This is a genomic window from Cellulosimicrobium sp. NPDC057862 (genome assembly GCF_042797035.1).
In the GTDB taxonomy this organism is placed as follows: Bacteria; Actinomycetota; Actinomycetes; order Actinomycetales; family Cellulomonadaceae; genus Cellulosimicrobium.
In genome coordinates this window covers 39,758-58,537 of record NZ_JBHVMH010000001.1, presented here as the reverse complement: position 1 = coordinate 58,537, position 18,780 = coordinate 39,758, and the positions used below count along the sequence as shown (strand labels likewise).

General features: G+C 72.5%; 13 protein-coding genes. 10 read left to right on the top strand and 3 right to left on the bottom strand.

The features are described 5' to 3' along the window. The first annotated feature begins 8 nt into the window (after positions 1-8). Positions 9-956: an LLM class flavin-dependent oxidoreductase gene (locus ACFVN3_RS00210; protein WP_378229349.1), complete on the top strand. Its 948-nt coding sequence runs from the start codon at positions 9-11 to the stop codon at positions 954-956. Beyond that, positions 953-3,289, top strand: coding sequence for an LLM class flavin-dependent oxidoreductase (locus ACFVN3_RS00205; protein ID WP_378229347.1), 2,337 nt, complete (start codon positions 953-955; stop codon positions 3,287-3,289). Before ACFVN3_RS00210 ends, ACFVN3_RS00205 begins: the two co-directional genes overlap by 4 nt. Before the next feature lie 73 nt (positions 3,290-3,362). Here the strand turns inward: ACFVN3_RS00205 and ACFVN3_RS00200 are convergent, their stop codons facing one another. Next, positions 3,363-4,604 (bottom strand): benzoate/H(+) symporter BenE family transporter, encoded by a 1,242-nt coding sequence (locus ACFVN3_RS00200; RefSeq protein ID WP_378229345.1) that lies wholly within the window; start codon positions 4,602-4,604, stop codon positions 3,363-3,365. Positions 4,605-4,694: 90 nt separating this feature from the next. Here ACFVN3_RS00200 and ACFVN3_RS00195 point away from each other — a divergent pair, with 90 nt between their 5' ends. Further along, complete coding sequence (locus tag ACFVN3_RS00195; RefSeq protein ID WP_378229343.1) at positions 4,695-5,315, top strand: helix-turn-helix domain-containing protein; 621 nt, start codon at positions 4,695-4,697, stop codon at positions 5,313-5,315. A 607-nt stretch (positions 5,316-5,922) separates the two neighbouring features. On the opposite strand, the gene ACFVN3_RS00190 is transcribed toward ACFVN3_RS00195, so the two are convergent. Beyond that, positions 5,923-7,914, bottom strand: coding sequence for a sigma-70 family RNA polymerase sigma factor (locus ACFVN3_RS00190; protein WP_378229341.1), 1,992 nt, complete (start codon positions 7,912-7,914; stop codon positions 5,923-5,925). Between the two features lie 353 nt (positions 7,915-8,267). Between ACFVN3_RS00190 and ACFVN3_RS00185 the strand changes: the two genes are divergently transcribed. Further along, positions 8,268-10,724: a LuxR C-terminal-related transcriptional regulator gene (locus tag ACFVN3_RS00185; RefSeq protein WP_378229338.1), complete on the top strand. Its 2,457-nt coding sequence runs from the start codon at positions 8,268-8,270 to the stop codon at positions 10,722-10,724. A 57-nt stretch (positions 10,725-10,781) separates the two neighbouring features. Here the strand turns inward: ACFVN3_RS00185 and ACFVN3_RS00180 are convergent, their stop codons facing one another. Further along, positions 10,782-12,041 (bottom strand): DUF4434 domain-containing protein, encoded by a 1,260-nt coding sequence (locus ACFVN3_RS00180; RefSeq protein ID WP_378229336.1) that lies wholly within the window; start codon positions 12,039-12,041, stop codon positions 10,782-10,784. Between the two features lie 619 nt (positions 12,042-12,660). On the opposite strand from ACFVN3_RS00180, the gene ACFVN3_RS00175 reads away from it, so the two are divergent. The 6 genes from ACFVN3_RS00175 to ACFVN3_RS00150 all read left to right on the top strand — a co-directional run bounded on the left by ACFVN3_RS00175 (position 12,661) and on the right by ACFVN3_RS00150 (position 18,336). Beyond that, positions 12,661-12,834, top strand: a complete 174-nt coding sequence (locus tag ACFVN3_RS00175; RefSeq protein ID WP_378229334.1) for a hypothetical protein — start codon at positions 12,661-12,663, stop codon at positions 12,832-12,834. Then, positions 12,831-13,940, top strand: a complete 1,110-nt coding sequence (wecB, locus tag ACFVN3_RS00170) for a non-hydrolyzing UDP-N-acetylglucosamine 2-epimerase (protein WP_378229332.1) — start codon at positions 12,831-12,833, stop codon at positions 13,938-13,940. The genes ACFVN3_RS00175 and wecB overlap by 4 nt, the downstream gene beginning before the upstream one ends. Before the next feature lie 15 nt (positions 13,941-13,955). After that, positions 13,956-14,513, top strand: coding sequence for a hypothetical protein (locus ACFVN3_RS00165; RefSeq protein ID WP_378229330.1), 558 nt, complete (start codon positions 13,956-13,958; stop codon positions 14,511-14,513). 1 nt (position 14,514) lies between these two features. Then, entirely contained in the window at positions 14,515-15,876 is a 1,362-nt protein-coding gene (locus ACFVN3_RS00160) for a glycosyltransferase (protein WP_378229328.1), read from the top strand. Positions 15,877-16,147: 271 nt separating this feature from the next. Further along, positions 16,148-17,137 (top strand): hypothetical protein, encoded by a 990-nt coding sequence (locus ACFVN3_RS00155; protein WP_378229326.1) that lies wholly within the window; start codon positions 16,148-16,150, stop codon positions 17,135-17,137. A 212-nt stretch (positions 17,138-17,349) separates the two neighbouring features. Continuing rightward, the gene (locus tag ACFVN3_RS00150; protein ID WP_378229324.1) at positions 17,350-18,336 is read left to right on the top strand and encodes a hypothetical protein; all 987 of its coding nucleotides are present in this window, start codon (positions 17,350-17,352) and stop codon (positions 18,334-18,336) included. Positions 18,337-18,780 lie beyond the last annotated feature (444 nt).

Here is an 18,780-nt window from a genome sequence, read left to right as displayed (position 1 = left end):
GAGGAGCCATGCCCGACTACGGCCACGACCTGCGCTTCGGGTCCTTCGTCACGCCCACCGCCGCGGTACCGCAGCAGGCGGTCGCGCTCGCGCAGCTCTCCGAGGAGGTGGGCCTCGACCTCGTGACGTTCCAGGACCATCCGTACCAGGCGGCCTTCCTCGACACGTGGACGCTGATGTCCTGGGTCGCCGCGCGCACCGAGCGCATCCGGATCGCGGGCAACGTGCTCAACCTGCCGCTGCGCCCGCCGGCCGTGCTCGCGCGCGCCGTGGCGAGCCTCGACCGGCTCTCGGGCGGGCGCGTCGAGCTGGGGCTCGGCGCGGGCGGGTTCTGGGACCCGATCGTCGCGATGGGCGGCGAGCGCCTGACGCCGGGGGAGTCGGTCGACGCGCTCTCCGAGGGCATCGACGTCGTCCGCGGGCTGTGGGACACGTCCACGCGCGACCGCCTCGTCGCGGGCGGGGCGCACCACCATGTCGACGGGCCCAAGCGTGGGCCGGCACCGGCGCACGACGTGGAGATCTGGGTCGGCGCGCTCAAGCCCCGGATGCTGCGCCTCGTCGGGGCGAAGGCCGACGGCTGGCTCCCGTCGCTCGCGTACCTCCAGAGCTTCGAGGCGCTGGCGAAGGGCAACGCGACGATCGACGCCGCCGCCGAGGACGCGGGTCGCGACCCGCGCGCGGTCCGGCGCCTGCTGAACGTCGGCGGCCGCTTCACGGCGGACGGTGGCGCCGGGTTCCTCCAGGGCTCGCCCAGCCAGTGGGCCGAGCAGGTCGCGGAGGTGACGCTCGAGCACGGCGTCTCCACGTGGATCGTCGCGGGCGACGACCCGACGACCCTGGCCGTCGTCGGCCAGGAGGTCGCCCCCGCGGCGCGCGAGCTCGTCGCGGCGGAGCGCGGTACGGCCGTCGTCCAGGCGCCCGGCGCCGTCACGGACGGCGAGGCCCGCGCATGACCGACTACGGCCACCCGCTCCGGTTCGGCACGTTCGTCACTCCGTCGGCGCAGGACCCGGAGACGACGGTCGGGCTCGCCCGCCTCGCCGAGGACCTCGGCTACGACCTCGTGACGTTCCAGGACCACCCGTACCAGCCGCGCTTCCTCGACACGTGGACGCTGCTGTCGTACGTCGCGTCCGCGACGGAGCGCATCCACGTCGCGCCCGACGTCGTCAACGTCCCCCTGCGCCAGCCCGCCGTGCTCGCGCGCGCGGCCGCGAGCCTCGACCTGCTGTCCGACGGGCGCGTCGACCTCGCGCTCGGCGCCGGCGCGTTCTGGGACGCCATGGTCTCGATGGGCGTCGAGCGGTTGACGCCGGGCGAGTCGGTCGACGCGCTCGCCGAGGCGATCGAGGTGATCCGGGCGATCTGGGGCGAGGACGGCGAGGGCGAGCTGTTCGTCCCCGGGCGCCACCACCGGCTCGACGGCGCGACGCCCGGCCCCGGCACCACGCGCCGCATCCCGCTCTGGCTGGGCGCGCTCGGTCCCCGCATGCTGCGCCTCGCCGGGGAGAAGGCCGACGGCTGGCTCCCGTCGCTGGGCCGCGTCGGACTGGACGGGCTGCGCGCGGGCAACGCGCGCATCGACGAGGCCGCGACCGCCGTCGGGCGCGACCCGCGCGAGGTCACGCGGCTGCTCAACGTGTCGGGCACGTTCGACGCCGCCCCCACGGCGTCCGGTCTCGGGGGTGCCCCCGATCTCTCCGGACCGCCCGAGGCCTGGGTCGAGCGGCTCCTGCCGCTCGTCCTGGAGGAGGGCGTCTCGACGCTGATCCTCGCGACCGACGACGAGCGCACGACCCGCCGGTTCGCGGAGGACGTCGCGCCCGCGCTGCGGGACGCCGTCGCCGCGGGACGTGCGGCGAGCGGGACGGACACGTCTCGCGTCGTGCCCCTCGCGGTCCGGGCCGCGCGCCGCGACGGCATCGCCTACGGCGACGTCCCCGCCTCCCTCGCGGAGCGCGCGGTCGAGCCGGGCGACGCCGCGTACGGGGGCGTGCGCTCGAACTACCTCCGCGGCGGATCGCCCGGGCTCGTGCTCCGCCCGCGCGACACCGCGGAGGTCGTCGAGGCGCTCGCGTTCGCGCGCGCCCAGCCGATCACGCGGACCGTGCCGCTGTCCGTCCGCTCCGGCGGCCACGGCATCAGCGGGCGCTCGACGAACGACGGCGGGATCGTCCTGGACCTGGGCGCGCTCGACGCGATCGAGGTGCTCGACGACGCCGCGCGCCTCGTCCGCGTCGGCCCCGGCGCGCGCTGGGGCGAGGTCGCGTCGGCGCTCGCGCCGCGCGGCTGGGCGATCACGTCCGGCGACTACGGCGGTGTGGGCGTGGGCGGGCTCGCGACCGCGGGCGGCATCGGCTTCCTCGGGCGAGCCCACGGCCTGACGATCGACCACGTGCGCGCGGTCGAGGTCGTCCTCGCCGACGGGTCGGTCGTGCGTGCGAGCGAGGAGGAGAACCCGGACCTGTTCTGGGCCGTCCGCGGCGCGGGGTCGCAGGTCGGCATCGTGACGTCGTTCGAGCTCGTCGCGGACGAGGTGTCCGCGGTCGGGTTCGCGCAGATGGTGCACGACGCGTCCGACCTCGCCGGGTTCCTCGAGCGCTGGGGCGCGACCGTCGAGACGTCGCCGCGCGACACGACGAGTTTTCTGATCGTCGGGCGCCCGAGGCCGGGCCAGCCGGTCGTCGCGCAGTCCATGACCATGGTCGACTCCGACGACCCCGACACCGTCCTCGCGCGCCTGCAGCCTTTCGCGGCGATCGCGCCGCTGCTCGCGCAGGCGACGGCGCAGATCGTGCCGTACGACGCCGTCGTCTCCGCGCCCGCCCCCGGGCCCCACGGCGGCCAGGGCGAGCCCGTCTCGAGGTCCGGCCTGCTGGAGCACCTCACGCCCGAGGCGTCCGCCCGGCTGGCGGGGCTCGTCGCGAGCGGTGACACGTACTTCTTCCAGATCCGCTCGACGGGCGGTGCGGCGTCGGACGTCGCCGCGGACGCGACGGCGTACGCGCACCGGTCGGCAAACTTCTCCGTCGTGGCGATGGGGGCGAGCCGCTCTCGGCTCGACGCGCGCTGGGACGCGCTGGCCGACGTGTTCGAAGGCATGTACCTGAGCTTCGACACCGACCTGCGCACCGAGAGGGTGACGGACGCGTTCCCGCCCGCGACGTTGGAGCGGCTGCGCGAGATCAAGCGCCAGGTCGACCCGACGAACGTCTTCCGCGACAACCTGCCGGTCCTCGGGCCGGACCCGGTGGACGAGTCCGTGGAGGTAGTCCCCGCGAGGTAGAGCCCCGGTGCCGCGAGGTAGAGCCCTGGTCACGCGAGGTAGAGCCCTGGTCATGACCACGCCTCTACCTCGTCTACCGGGCCTCTACCTCGCGCGGTCGGGTATCAGTCGGCGTCTGGGTCTCGCCCTCGCCGTCGGGGTCCGGTGCCCGACGACGCACGGTGAGGACCGCGTGGACGGCCAGCCCAGCGAGGATCGCCCAGAACGCGGCGGCGATGCCCGCCACGACGACGCCGCTCGCGGCGACGAGGAACGTCACGACCGCGGCCTCGCGCCCGCGTGGCTCGGCGACCGCGCCCGCGACGGCGGCGCCGAGCGTGCCGACGAGCGCGAGCCCCGCCGCCGCCTCGACGAGCCCCGCTGGCGCGGCGGCGACGAGAGCGGCGAGGCCCGCGGACCCCACGGCGAGCACGAGGTACGCCCACCCCGCCGTGTGGGCGGCGACCCAGCGTCGTCGGGCGTCGGGGTGGGCCTCGGGGCCTGCGGCGAGCGCGGCGGAGATCGCCGCGAGGTTGATCGTGTGGCCGCCCGCGGTCGCTCCGGCGAGGGTCGCGATCCCGGTGACGGTCATCGCCTCGCGCCACGGCACGCGATACCCGAACGACGCCATGACGGCGACGCCGGGGACGTTCTGCGACGCCATCGTCACGACGTAGAGCGGGACGGCGAGCCCGACGACGGCCTGCCACGAGAGCGTGGGCGCCGTGAGGTCGAGGCGCGGGACGGCATCGGACCAGGCGAGCGTGCCACCGTGCACGGCCTCGTACCCGACGATCGCGAGCGTCACCGCGAGCGCGGCGGGGGCCGCCCAGCGCGGCGCGACCCGCAGCAGCACGAGCCACGTGAGGATCACCGGCGCGACGAGCAACGGTGTCGCGACGACCGCACGCACCGGCGCGAGGCACAGCGTGAGGAGCACTCCCGCGAGCATCGCCTGCGCGATCGGGGTCGGGATGGCGGCGACGAGGTCGCCGAGACGGGGCCAGAGGGCGGTGAGCAGGACGAGCCCGCCGACGACGCAGAACGCCCCGACCGCGGCGGGCCACCCGCCCGCGACGGCGCCCGTGCTCACGAGGAGGGCCGCGCCGGGCGTGGACCACGCGAGCGTGAGCGGGGTGCGGTGCCGGGTCGTGAGCCAGAGGATGCCGACGGCCTGCGTGACGCAGAGCGCTAGGAGGCCGGACGCGGCCTGGTCGGGGGTCGCGCCGAGGGCACGCAGCCCGGCGAGCACGACGGCGAACGAGCTCGTGAAGCCGACGAGGGCGGTCACGAGCCCGGCGAGGACGGGGCGCAGGCGGTCCGAGGCGGGGTCCATGCTGCTCCTGGCGGGCTGCGGGAGAAGAGCGTTCTGTTCATGGAACGCTACCAGAGGCCCCGTGATACCCGCCCCGGTAGGCTGCGGCCCGTGAGCGACGGGGCGGGGCGCGCGGGAAGACGGCCGGACGGCGAGGCCGCGGGAGCGCCCGGACATCCGTCGGGACGAGCGGAGGACGGGACGCTCGCGGCCGTCGCCGCACAGCTCCGGGCGCTGCGCGCCGAGCGTGGGCTTTCGCTGTCGGCCCTCGCCGCCGCGGCCGGCATCGGCAAGGGCTCGCTCTCCGAGATCGAGCACGGCGCGCGGAACCCCACGCTCGCGACCCTCTACGCGCTGGCCGGGGCGCTGGGCGTCCCGCTCGCGACGCTGCTCGCCGAGCGGGCGGGCACCGAGGTGTCGTCCGAGGGCGTCACCGCGCGGCTGCTGGACGCCCACCACCTGCCCGGCGGCACGGCCGTCGAGGTCTACCACCTGCACCTCGAGCCCCACGCGGACCGGACCTCGCCCGCCCACGGGCCGGGCGTCGTCGAGCACCTGCTCATCACGCGCGGCCGCCTGCGGGCCGGGCGGCACGGCGCGGAGGCCGCCGTCGAGGAGGGCGACGAGCTGCGCTGGGTCTCCGACGCCGACCACTCCTACCGGGCGCTCGACGGCGCCCCGGTCGACGCGGTGCTCGTCATCCGGACGCCGCCCCGGGGCGCCGTCGGGTAGACGTCGGTGGAGCCCGCCGAGCCAGGGCGTGCGTCCTCGCTCAGCGGTGATCAAGCAACGGGCCGAAGGAGCCTGCAGTGCTCCGGGTCCCGGTGCGGACCCACGACGGGACGCTGTGGGTTGAAGATCCTCAGGACGACACGGGACGAGTGGACGGCTCAGCACGACAGCTAGAGGGTGGTCAGGAGCTGGACGATGCCCTGAGTGAGCGCCGTCGCGGTGCACCGAGGCGTGCAGCGTTGCCCTGGCTGGGCCCCGCACGAGCTGCAGCCGAAACGATCGACATGCATCTCGATGTGCCGGGCGAGCGTGCAGGTGGCTCGGTCCGGTGAGCGGCACACAGGGCACGTGAACGAGTCGGCCAGGAGCTGAGACCTGGCAGGGCGGCGTCGGAGGATCGCGGTGGCGCGATGGTCCGGGCGCGCGGGTTGGCCGTCGTGCTCGTGGCTCGACGGGCAGGGCTGGTGGGGGAGCGCGCCGCACTGGTTGCACGGGACGGTGCGGGCGAAACGTTCGTGGCGCGCGGTGTCGCACGAGCCGGTCGGGACGGCGCGGCACACCCAGCACGACATCGACTGGACGGCAGCATCGAGTCGTTCGACGTCGCTCATACCGGGGTCCCCGGGTGTGCGACGAGCCCGCCACGAAGGCTACGCGGCCCGACCGCGAACGTGCTGGTGGTCCCCAGGCCCAGGGCTCCGGTGGCGGGGTCGACGTACCGCAGGGTGAGGGTGTGCAGACCCGCGGTGACCTCGTCCTTGTACCTCAGCAGCGGGGTGAGGCCGAGCACGTGGACGTTGTGGGTCGGGACGCCGTCGAACAGAACCAGGACGCTCTGACCAGCCTGACCGGCGAACCGCAGATCGATCTCGTCCTGGAGCCCGTTGCCGTTGTGGTCGGCGCTGAACCCGATCGTGGACCCTTCCGCGGGCGTGATGATGACCGGTGTGCCGTAGGTGTAGCGCGGGGACGGTTCGCTCAGGGGTGACGTGCGCCCGCCGGTGGTCTGGCGGGCGGCGTAGCGCTCCTCGCGTGCGCTCGGCGTGGGCAGGCGGATCGACCACGCGCCATCGGCGGGGACGTCGCCGGCGGCGATGACGCGGCCGGTGTGGTCGAGGACCTCGACGAGCGCGCCAGGGTGGGCGGTCCCGGTGATGTTCGGGGCGGTCAGAAGGTCCATGCCGCTGGGCCAGTCGGTCGCCGGCGCAGGCAGGACGGGTGAGGCCACGGGCCTGTCGAGGTCGGACGGCGTGCCGGGACCTTCCGGAGGACTCGGTTCGGTGAGTACAGGCAGGGTCTCGTCCCCCGTCTCTGGTTCCGGAGCCGGGCCGACGGCTGGTGCCTCCTCCGCCCGTGCGGTGGCGCCCGTCTTCTCACCATGACCCGGGCTCGGCGGCGGGGCCGTGGCGCGTGCCGTGGGGGCGGGCGGGGAGGCGGCGCTCACGGGCGCGACGTCGTCCGGGCTGGTGGGCGCTGGTACGTCGTCGGGTGTGATGTCGTGCGGTTCGACGGTCGGGTCGGGTTGCGGCGTCGACCGGGACGGTGACGGGTCGGGTAGGGCGCGGTCGGGGGCGTCGACGTGCTCGCCGCGGTGTGCGGTGGGCTGCGCGGGGGTGCGTGCGAGGTAGGTGTCGACGGCGGCGGCGGCGGCGACGGCGGCGACGGACAGGCTGACGACCGCGGCCCAGGCGATCGCGGTCTTGCCCGCACCGGCCACCCCGTGTGCGCCGGCCGTGAGGGTGGCTGGGGGCGACGACGTGCTCTGGGCGTGGTGTGGTGTCTGCGAGGGGGCTGTCGCGCCGGTCTCGGGGGCCACGGAGGTGGGCCCGAGTGCGGTACCTGGCACGGTGAGCCCGGTGAGCAGAGGGAACAGGACCGCGCGCAGGCGGGAGGCGACCTCGTCGAGCTCGGACTGGATCAGGGTGCAGTGCAGGCAGTCCTGCAGGTGGCGTTGCGCCCGATCGGTGTCCGCGGCGTTGAGGGCGTCGCGCTCGAGCTCGGCGAGGTGGGCGACGGTCCATCGGCAGTCGGGCTCGACCGTGCGGTGCTCGAGGTGAGCGTCGAGCCATGCGATGCGCAGCCCTTCGCGGGCGCGCATGGCCAGTGCTGCGACCGCGTTGGCGGAGATCCCCATCAAGGTCGCGACCTCTCGTGCGGGCAGGTCCTCCACGGCTGTGTACCACAGGACCTCCTGCCAGCGCGGTGTCAGGTTCTTGAACGCGGTGGCCGTGATCGAACGGTCAAGGACGCGCTCTGCGTGCGAGGCGACGACCGGCGCGCCAGGGAGCATGGTGAGGTCCTCCGTGCCCCCCATGGCCGCCGCCGTGCGGCGGCGAGAGATCGAGACTGCGACGTTGCGCACCGTGCGGTACAGGTAGGGGCGGAACGCCCCGTGCGGCCCGCGCCCGTCGGTCAGGGCTGCCAGCAGCAGCGTGAATGCTTCCTGCGCGATGTCGTCGGGGTCGGCGAGCTGGCCGAACCGAGAAGCCATCACCCGTGCCGCGGGCCAGTGGCGGCGCCACAGTTCGCTGAATGCGCTCATCTCGCCCTGGCGGGTGAGATCGAGCAGCACCTGGTCGGAGGAGACGGTCAGTGGCATGCGGGACTCCGTGGTCTGGGGGTGGTGCGAGGGCATCGCCCTGTCATGGGCATCACGAGATGGGTGGCGCGTTCATGACGCGGCCGCTGCGAGGCGCGCTGCTCGTGGCAGTCCAGCGGCCGTCCGGGCGCTTGCGAGGCGCTCGCACCGCGCCCCGTACGTAGTCGCCTCGCCCCCGACCGAACGCGGACGTTCCGGCTGGGTGACTCGCTCACGGGATGTGGTGTCGCGTGCCACCGGACTCAGTAGTGCCGCAGGGGCGGCGGGACGTCGACGCGCTCGACCCACGGGCTGGGTGCAGGATGTTGGCAACGGGCGCCGCGGGGCACCCTGGCGTTCACGAGGAGGACTTCGTGTTCGAACCCACTGGTGCGGCCGCCAGCGCGTTGCGGTGGATCGAGCTGGGTCGTGACGTGCTGGTGCGCGGGGACGACGGCAGCGGTCGCACGACCGCTTTGGACACGCTCGTCACGTCCGCGACCGAGGCCGGGATCCACGTGCTGACGGTCCGCGCGTTCCGCGCCCCGAGCACCCCGGCGTTGGCGCCCTTCCTCGTGCACGGCCTTGTCCAGGAACGCCCCGGCGCCCGCCCGTCGATCGGTGCGATCGCCCAGTCGCTCGCCGAGGAGCTGCAGGGACCGCGCAACCTTCTTGCGGTGGACGACATCGACCTGCTCGACGACTGGTCCTTGCTGGTCGTCGAAGAGCTGTTGCGGCGCACCTCGGCACGCTTGGCAGCGACCCTGGCCGGCACCACGCTGGACCACACCAGCGCACCCGTCCTGAGAGTGCTGGCCCATCGCGCTCCGGCCGAGGTGCGGGTCGGTGCGCTCGGGCTGTGGGACATGGCGTCGCTCATCGAGCACAGGCTGGGAGGTCAGCCCGATCTGAACCTGGTCGCCGGGGTCTTGGCCCGCTCCGGCGGGCACGCTGGTGTCGCGCTCGCTCTGACCGATGCCGGCCGCTGGTCGGGTTCGATCGAGTCCACCGGTGGGATGTGGCGAGAGACGTCGCCGCTGGACGACGCGCCGCACGATGCTGTCGTGAACGTCCTGACGCGCCAGCTCGACCCGGACCAGGCCCGAGCGCTGCGCCTGCTGTCGTGGGTCGGGCCCGTGTCCGTGCGCGATGCGGAGGCCCTCGTCGGGCCGCCCATCGTCGCGGGGTTGTTGGCTGGTGACCGCCTTGCCACGTTCCCCTTCGCGAGCGACGAGCTCATCATGGTCAACCCGCCCGCGCTGGCACACGGGCTGAACGCTCAGATGACGACTCAGCATCTACGCGAGGTCGTCGCCGTCGTGCAGTCCCACTTCGGCGACGACTACGTCGCTCGCCCGACCAGCGGGATCGACCCCTCGGTGTCGCAGAACGTCTCCGGGAACCTGCTGGAGACCGAGGACCGTGCGTGGTCGTCGTCCACCGCCGCGCTGGTCCTCGAACGCACCTCGGCCCAGCGCGCCGCGCGCCGTGCGGCATGGGGCGACCACCCGAGCGTCGAGCACGCGAACCGCCTCCTTGCCTCCTTGGGTGCCGCTCCACGCACCGAGGAGGTGCGCGCGATCTTCGACCGGACCACCATCGATGGCTCCGAGACGCACGGCGCGGTCGAGCAGTTCGACGAGCTGCGGGCACTGTGGAGCCGCGCCACCGGGACAGCCGTGCCGGAACTCTCGGACCGGAGCCTCGGCCCGCCGCGGCGCCAGAGGCTGCGTGAGCGCCTCGGGCTGATCCAGAGCACGATCGAGGCCGGGCGATGTCAGGACGCCCTCGAGCTGCTGGACGACACAGAGGGCGTCGACTCCGACCTGCAGGCCCAGTTCGATGCCGCTCGGACCGATGCCCTGATGTTCGCGGGCGAACCCGACCAGGCCACGTACTGGGCGCGCAGCCGCCTCTCGGCTGCGATCGACAGCCTCGACAAGGCTGCGATCCAGACCCACGTCGGGGGGTTGTCCGGCCTGCTGCTCCTCACCGGGGACTACACCAACGCGTTCGCCCCGGTCTCCTTGGCGCTACGGCTCGGACCCCCCGGACCGTTCGAGGACGTCCCTGCCGAGCGCGGCCTGTCGATCGGTGCGGGGCTCCAGGCCCGACGTGGACAGATCAGCACCGCATGGGTCCTGCTGCGTGAGCTCGAGCGCTACACCTCGCCGGCTCCGCACCCGTTCGACGTCCTTCCCGCCTGGGCACGCGCCGAGACGCACTACGCCGAGGGGGAACGCGCCCAGGGTGACGGGCTCTTGTGGAGGGCAGGGCTCGCCGCCGCGGAACGCGGGCACATCGCCTCGGCGATGCTCGTCTGGATGGCCCACGCAGGAACCCTCGACGACCACCAGCTCACGATCGTCGAAGAGACCTACCATCCCCGACAGATGCCCCTCTTCCAGCCCGTGCTCGAGCTCCAGAGAGCCTTGCACTCCGGCCCGAGCGACCTCGTGCTCCAGCTGCTCACCCGCGTCGGACGGGCGTTCGGACCCGCCCAGAGCCAAGCACTCGTCGAACGGCTGAACGAGCTGCGCCTCGGTGAAGGGGTCCCTCCCATGAACCAGGTCGAGATCGGTCACGCCACCGGGAGAGCCGACCAGCTCACCGGACGCGGCTCGGGACCCGGGACGGAGGCCGGGGTCCTGACGGACCGCGAGCGCCAGGTAGCCCTGTACGCACGCAACGGCCTGTCGAACCGCGAGATCGCGAGCATGCTGTTCGTCAGCGTCCGCACCGTCGAGAGCCACATGTACCGGATCTTGCGCAAGCTCGCACTGAGCTCCCGCTCCGACCTGTCCGGCTGGGATCCCGCGGTCACCCCGTAGCGACACGTCCGTCGGGCGTGTCCCGACGCCGTCTCGCGGGCCTGCGACGGTCCTCGGTCAGGGCGCGCACAAGGGAGCACGGGTGGAGACGTTCCCGGCGACGTCGAACGCCGCGACGCTCGCGCAGCGCGCCGTCGTGGCAAGAGTCGTCGACACGCCCCAGACCGTGGTCAGGTACCGACCGGTGTCGGTGTCGAAGAGGCGGTAGTACGCGATCTGCGTTCCGCTGGTCGACGTGGACGCCGCCCACGTCAACGTGAGCACACCCCGTGCACGGGTGACCGACCCCGGGACCGGGGCCGTGGGCGTACCGGTCGGGAGCGTTCCGGTGGTGTTCCAGGTACCGAACACGGTCGCGTAGCGGTCGGTGCCCAGCGTCCACGGGCTGTAGTTGCTGGTGAAGCTGAAGCTTGTGTAGCCGGTGACGTGAGGTCGGACCGCGCGGGCGTTGGAGGCCACGTCGCCGACCGTCGCCGCGGCTCCGGTGAACTCGTACAGGTTCAGGTTCGACCACAGAGCGGTCCGCGCTCGAGCGTCGGTGATGGCTGCCCTGGTTGCGGCGAACCACGTGGTCAGGGTGGCGTCGAGCTCCGCACGCCCACGCGGCACACCGGGGATGTCTCCGGCTCCGTCTTGCAGCGCGAGGACGTCGAGAGGAGCGGCGGTCAACGTCTGAGCCCAGAACGCGCGCCACACGCCGGGGGTGACCCCGGCGCCGGCGTTGAAGTAGGGGGAGACCATGACCGGGTAGCGGTGGCTGGGCGCGCGCAGGTGGGCGACGACGTCGCGGTAGTAGCCGCGTATCGCCGACCGTGCGGGTTCATCGGTGTAGTTGGTGTTGATCTCCGCGGGGAGGTACCAGCCCATGATCGTGCTGCGGTACGTGCTGTAGGCGTGCCGCAGCTCGGCGGCGACGGCACGCGTGATGCTCGCGTCCTGGGCCAAGGTCGTGGCGATCGTGGAAGTGGGGGCGAACCGTTCGGGGCGTGCGTCTCGGTACAACCCGAGCCAGACCGTCATGCCGTGGGTCTTCGCCGACGCCAGGAGCGTCCCGACGACGTCGGAGGGCGCACCGCTCTCGGGGGTCGCTCGTCGGACACCGGGCAGGTCGCTGGGGTAGTAGGCCATGGTCTTGCCGTCGCGGAGCTCGACGCTGGCCTGCAGCACGACGGTGGTCAGCCCGGCGCTGCGCATCGAGGTCAGCTCCCTGTCCCATCGCACCGCGTCCCAGCTCATGGCCGTGCGAGGGTCGAGGAACGTCGAGGCGACCATGGGCGAGGCGGGTGCGGTGGCCGCGGTCGTGGGGGGAGCCAGCATGATCCCGCACATGCTCAGCGCGCTCAGCAGGGTCAGGATCGGGCCAGATCGTCGGCGCGTCCGGTGTCGTCGTTCGACGTGCTCGTGCTCTCGCTCAGCGTGGGCCACCTGGACCGCCTCCTCGAAGGAGAGCGGGCCGGCGCGACCGAGCATCGTCGCCTGGTCGTGAACCCGCTACGGCTCAGGATCGCGCCAGCCCTCGGCCTCGTCCACCGCACGGCTGCGCCGGGGACTGCGGGCCTCGAACGGAGCTCCGCCTGCCGACAGGGTGCAGATCCACGGCGAGGGCGACCGCCTCGAGCCTGGTCGCGGCGAGCACGGCGGCGACGCCGAGACAGACCGGTCAGGACGAGCACGACCCCGACTGCTCGACCGCGTCCTCGCACAGGTCGCGGTGACCACTGAACTCGTGGGCGGCGGCTACGCAGACCCGGCACCGGACGGTGCGTCGTCGCAGGCCACAGCGATGGAGGTGCCTACTGGCGAGGGGCGGCACCCGGGGCAGAAGGCCAGGGACGGGCAGCGTAGCGGTATCACCTCGTCATCCGGACGACGCCGGACGCGTGAGGTGGTCGGAGCCCTCAGGGCTGACCAGACTCGTCAACGGAAGGAAGTCGTCATGTACGGCAAGGCAGGCGCGTACACCCCGGGTGTCGCCGGGGTGCCGGTCCTCGCGACCACGGGTGCGCCCGCGGTGGTCTGGATGATCGCCCTCGCGGTGCTCGCACTCGGCGCGGGCATGCTGATGGTGCGCTCGAGCCGGCTCGCCAAGGCGAGCGAGGTGCGCTCGTGACCCGCGCCGGCGTGGCGATCGTGCTCGGCACCCGCCCGGAGATGATCAAGCTCGCCGAGATCGCACGACTGCTCGGCCCCCAGGCCCGTGTCTTCCACACCGGTCAGCACTACGACGAGAACATGTCGAGCGCCGTGTGGCAGGCGCTGGGCATCCCCGAGCCAGAGCGCGTGCTGAACGTGGGCGGCCTGTCTCGCGCGCAGCAGGTCGCTGCCGCGGTGGCCGACCTGGACGAGATCTTCACCGAGCACCCTCCTGCGGCCGTGGTCGTGCAGGGTGACACCAACGCGACGCTCGCGGGCGCCCTCGCCGCCAACGCCCACGGCATCCCGCTGATCCACGTCGAGGCGGGCCTGCGCAGCTTCGACCGCGAGATGCCCGAGGAGCACAACCGGGTGATGGTCGATCACATCGCCGACGTGCTGTGCGCTCCGACCTCGGTGAACCGGGACAACCTGCTGGCCGAGAGCATCGACCCGCGCCGCGTCGTGGTCACCGGCAACACGGTCGTCGAGGCCGTGCGGGCCCAGATGCCCCCGGCGGACGAGACCTTCGAGATCCTCGAGCAGGTCGGGGTACGACCCGACGGCTTCGTCGTGGCGACGGTCCACCGGCCGGAGAACACCGACGACCTCGGCTCGCTCGCCACGATCCTGAGCGAGCTCGCCAAGATCGACGTGCCGGTGGTCCTGCCGCTGCACCCGCGGACCCTGACCCGCGTCAAGGCGGCCGGGCTCGGCGGGCTGCTCGAGCCCTTGGTGGTGATCGACCCGCTCGCGCCGCCGCAGTTCCTCGCACTCGCGTCCTGCAGCGCCGCGATCGTGTCCGACTCCGGGGGCCTCCAGGAGGAGTGCTCGGTGCTCAAGCGGCCCCTGCTGGTGGTCCGCAGGTCCACCGAACGCCCCGAGGTGCTGGGCACGTTCGCGCAGCGGACCCTGCCCGGCCCGCAGATCTCCACGATCGTCAACGCCTGGGTCGCCGACCTGCCCGTCCTGCACAACCGGCTGGCCGCCACGCCCTCGCCCTACGGCGACGGCACCGCCTCCGCGCAGATCGCCGAGCTCGCCCGGCAGTACACCGACGCCCGCGACCTCGCCGCGGCCTGACCTGGGAGACCCGAGATGACCACCACCACGTCAGGCAGGCACGCATCGGCCCCTGCTGCGTCGCGCCGCCAGGGCCGCATCCTGCGTGCACCGCTCGGGATCGCGCTCGTCGTGCTCGCCGGGTGGGTCGTGACCAACCTCGGGCTCACCCAGACCTGGGAGGCCCACGCGACCGCCCGGCTGCTCCACGGGCCGTTGGGCCAGGACGTCTGGGCGCTCGACGGTCGACCGGTGATCCGCCTTGCCGACACGGTCTTCGACCTGCACGTCACGGTGGAGTGTGCCGGCGGTCTGGTCGTGGCGCCGTTCCTCGTGCTCGGCGGGGTGCTGCTCCTCTCCCGGAGGTTCTCCGTGGCGCGGCTGCTCGTCGGCACGTCGCTGGCCTGTCTGGTCGTCCTGGCCGTGAACCAGATGCGTCTCGCCCTGATCGGGTACGCCCTCATCCGGTGGGGCGCTGCCGGGTACGGCTGGTCGCACACCGTCGTCGGGTCGGTCCTGACGCTCCTCGGCGTCGCCGTCGCCCTGGTCGTCCTGTGGATGGTGGCCCTGCGCGGGCCCCGGAAGGAGCACTGACGTGGAGACGCTCCTCGGGCTGTCGATGCAGCTCTCCCTCATCATGTCCGTCGTCTTCATCGCCTACGTCGTGGTCATCGTCGTGCCCTACCTCAGGCGCAGACGTCGCGCGACGGGGGAGCCCGGTGCGTTCGAGTGGCACTTCTTCGTCCCCTGCCGTGACGAGGAGGCCGTCATCGACGGAACCGTCACCTACCTGCGCACCACGTTCGGGGCCCACGTCTGGGTCATCGACGACGACTCCGACGACCGCACCGGCCGGATCGTGGCCGCGCACGCCGAGGTCGACCCGCGCGTGCACCTGGTCCAGCGTCGCCGGCCGGAGGCTCGCACCGGAAAGGGCGACGCCCTGAACACCGCCTACGCCCAGCTGCTGGACTTCCTCGGCCCGGACGCCGATCTCGACAAGGTCATCGTCGCCGTCGTCGACGCCGACGGCCGACCGGCCGCGAACTGCCTGGAGGTCTGCGCCGGAGACACCCTCTTCGCCGACCCCGAGGTCGGCGCGGCACAGATCGAGGTCCGGATGGTCAACCGCGACGAGCGCGAACCGACGCCGGGCGCGGGGCGGCTCAAGAACTTCCTCGGCCGGACCCTGGTGCGGATGCAGGACATGGAGTTCCGCACCGTCATCGCCGCGATCCAGGACACCCGACGGCACACCAAGACCGTCGGGATGGGCGGCAACGGGCAGTTCACCCGCCTCTCGGCGCTCACCTCCTTGGACTCCGGCGACGGGCGCGCCTGGCGCGGGTCGCTCCTCGAGGACTTCGAGCTCGGCGTCCATCTGCTCCTGGCCGGATGGCGCAGCGAGTTCACGGCCGACACGTGGGTCGACCAGGAGGCGCTGTTCGACGGACGCCGCTACCTCACCCAGCGCACCCGCTGGGGACAGGGCGTCATGCAGTGCGGGCGCTACTGGAGGGCTGTGTGGTCCTCCACCACCATCCCGAACATCGGCATGATCGAGATGAGCTACTACATGCTCCAACCCTGGCTCACGCTGCTCGGCACGATCGTCTACCCCGTCCCGCTCGTCCTGCTCGCGGCCCGCCTGACGGCGCACCCGGACCAGCTCGCCACGTTCCTCTCGCAAGGCGGCCTCGCGCTCCTGCTCAGCTATCTTCTGCTCGGCCTGGGGCCGTTCATCCTCTGGGGCCCGATCTACGTGCTGCGCTGCGAGACGACCCAGCCGATGTGGCGCGGGATCGGCTGGGGCCTGGCCTACGTGGTCTACGTCTACGGCTTCTACATCACGACGTGGCGCGCCTTCGGGCGCATCCTGACGGGCCGGTCCGGCTGGGCAAAGACCCGCCGCAACGCCGAGACCCACGTCATCGGGCCGATCGCCACCGAGGCCTGACCCCCGGGCGGCCTACTGAGGCCGCACGCACCCGACCACGCAACCTCGGTCCACGGGACACCGCTGGGCGTGGACCACCACGCCCCGCGGACTCACGAACGCGTACGCAGCAGGCCGTCCACGTGCCTGCGAGCGGCCGCGGTTCGCCACCGTGGAACCAGACGGACCCGAGCTCCCACCAGACCATCTCGACGCGGCACGCCGTCATCGAGGCGACCCCCTCCGCGTGAACCCACCGGTGGAGCCACCACCAGGAAGAGAGAGCAACACGATGAAGAACAACGCGCACCGACGCACCCTGGCCAGCGGCGCAGCGATCGGCCTGCTGGGTCTGACGAGCCTGGCCGTGGCCACGCCTGCCTCGGCGGCTGATGAGACGTCCACGGTCTCGTCGACGGTCCGATGGAGCCCGTCACCCGCGGACCTGTCGAAGTTCGGTCCGAACGGGGGCACGATCAGCTTCACCCTGACCCCCTCGTACGTAGAGGGTTCGGCGCAGGAGGTGCGGGCGTGCGGGTACGACCCCGAGCAGATCGTTCCCACGACGGTGTCGTTCGAGGTCTCCGACCTGCGACCCACCGACGCCTACGCCGGCAACCCCGACCTGACCTACACGATGGCGGACGGCACGCTCAAGGCGTCCACGGTGACCATGGCTCCGGGTCAGGAGCGCGTCTACTACGGGTATCAGCGCACGGTGGGTGACCTGGTCAAGAACACCAGCTACGACCAGGCGCACACCGTCCCGGGCACCCAGGCGCTGAACCCCACGGTGACCGAGGTGGACGGCAAGCTCACCACACCGGACTGGCTGGCGCCGACGGAGACCTTCTTGGGGTCCTTCGTCGCCGCAGCGGTCACGACCGTCACGCCTCAGGAGGGCGTCGAGCTGCCGAGCTTCGTCGAGCTCGAGGCTGCCCCGACGTTCCGCCTCAGCGCCGGCGAGATGAAGGGCTACACGCCGTCGTACCTGTACTACAGCGTTGGCGGCGCGATCGTCTCACCGATCGAGGAGGTCGCGTACTCGGGCCAGCCGACGCAGGCGTACTGGTACGTCGCCAACCCGTACGGCGCCAGCGACGCCTCCGTGGAGATCGGGGCTGCGATCACCGCGCGTTCCATCACCGGCACGGTGTCGTGCGAGCGCGAAGCAGCCGGTGGTGCGCTGATCGACCCCGTCATCGGCTCCGTCGGGCTCGGCACAGCCGCAGTCCTGGCCGGCGCCGGACTGCTGCACCGCCGCCGTCAGACCGCGGTCTGACCTGCCGTCTGCTCCTGAGGGAGATCCGTACCAGGAAGCGCCGTCGTCCGCTCGCCGACAGGTGGGCGGACGACGGCTCGCTCCCGCCCCTCCGAACGACACCAGCGTTCCGACGATGCGGTGCGGGCATCGAACTGCTCGGCGTCATCACGCACCCCCCGGGTGCGTGGCACCTGTCGGTGGGCACAGACACGAGAGAGAGAACTCGAATGATGAGAACGACACGCGGGCGGCGCATCGCCGGCGGCGCAGCGATCGGCCTGCTGGGTCTGACGAGCCTGGCCGTGGCCGCGCCTGCCTCGGCGGCTGATGAGACGTCCACGGTCTCGTCGACGGTCCGATGGAGCCCGTCACCCGCGGACCTGTCGAAGTTCGGTCCGAACGGGGGCACGATCAGCTTCACCCTGACCCCCTCGTACGTAGAGGGTTCGGCGCAGGAGGTGCGGGCGTGCGGGTACGACCCCGAGCAGATCGTTCCCACGACGGTGTCGTTCGAGGTCTCCGACCTGCGACCCACCGACGCCTACGCCGGCAACCCCGACCTGACCTACACCAGGGCCGACGGCTCGCTGTGGACCGAGACGGAGTCCACGTCCCCGACGCTGGAGCGCGCGGGGTTCGGGTACCAGCGGCACGTGCGGGACCTGACCAAGAACGTCGGCTACGACAAGACACTGACGTCCTACGAGGCCGCCGAGTGGGACCCGACGGTCACGGAGGGCGGGGGAGCTCTCACCACCCCGGGCTGGCAGGCGCCGGCCGGATCGTTCGCGGGCCGGTTCGTCGCGACCGCGGTCACGACCGTCACCCCGCCGAAGGGTGTGGAGAGGCTGCCTGACTTCGTCGAGCTCTCCGTGACGCCGGCCTTCGCCATGGGATCGGGGTGGGCGGGCAGTGTCGGTCCGGTGCGCATGCTCGTCCATGACCAGGCGGGAACCCCCGGCCTGCTGGTCAACCGGCCCGAGTACACCGGCGTCCCTCTGAAGGTGTACTGGTACGCGACCGCCACGGCGAGCGACCAGACCCCGGCGCTCTCGGTGGGCTTGTACGCCAGGGCCATCACCGGCACGGTCTCGTGCGAGCGCGAGCAGGCCGGGGGCGCGCTGGTCGACCCCGTCGTCGGCTCCGTCGGACTCGGCACCGCCGCAGTCCTGGCCGGCGCGGGCCTGCTGCACCGCCGCCGCGGAACGGCCGCCTGAGGGACCGACGAGGTCGTGGTGCGAACCGTGCCCGTCGCCTGTTCACCGTCCCCTCGGCGAGCAGGCGACAGGCACCTCGTTCCTACGTGACTACCACCATCAGCGTGTCAGCGGCTGCGGCGAACGCCCGGGCTGACCACGGGTCCCGCACTCCGACTGCCGGGTCAGGGCACCAACCTGCCAGGGCGAGCTCGATGTCTCGCGCAACAGCACGCTGCCCACCCCACCAGTGACCAGATCGCCCGCCGGCGCGTGCCTGAGCTCGCGTTGCCAGGTCGACCAGGCGGCAACGCAGCTCGAGCTCGTTCGAGGAGTCTCGGACGCTGTCCTGCATCTCGAACGCCATCGCGGTCACGGCGCGCGAGAACTCGCCCCTACGGTGACCATGGTGTCTTCCTGCGCGGACTGCGTATCCGAGCACGGCATCGCGGAACGTCTGACCTG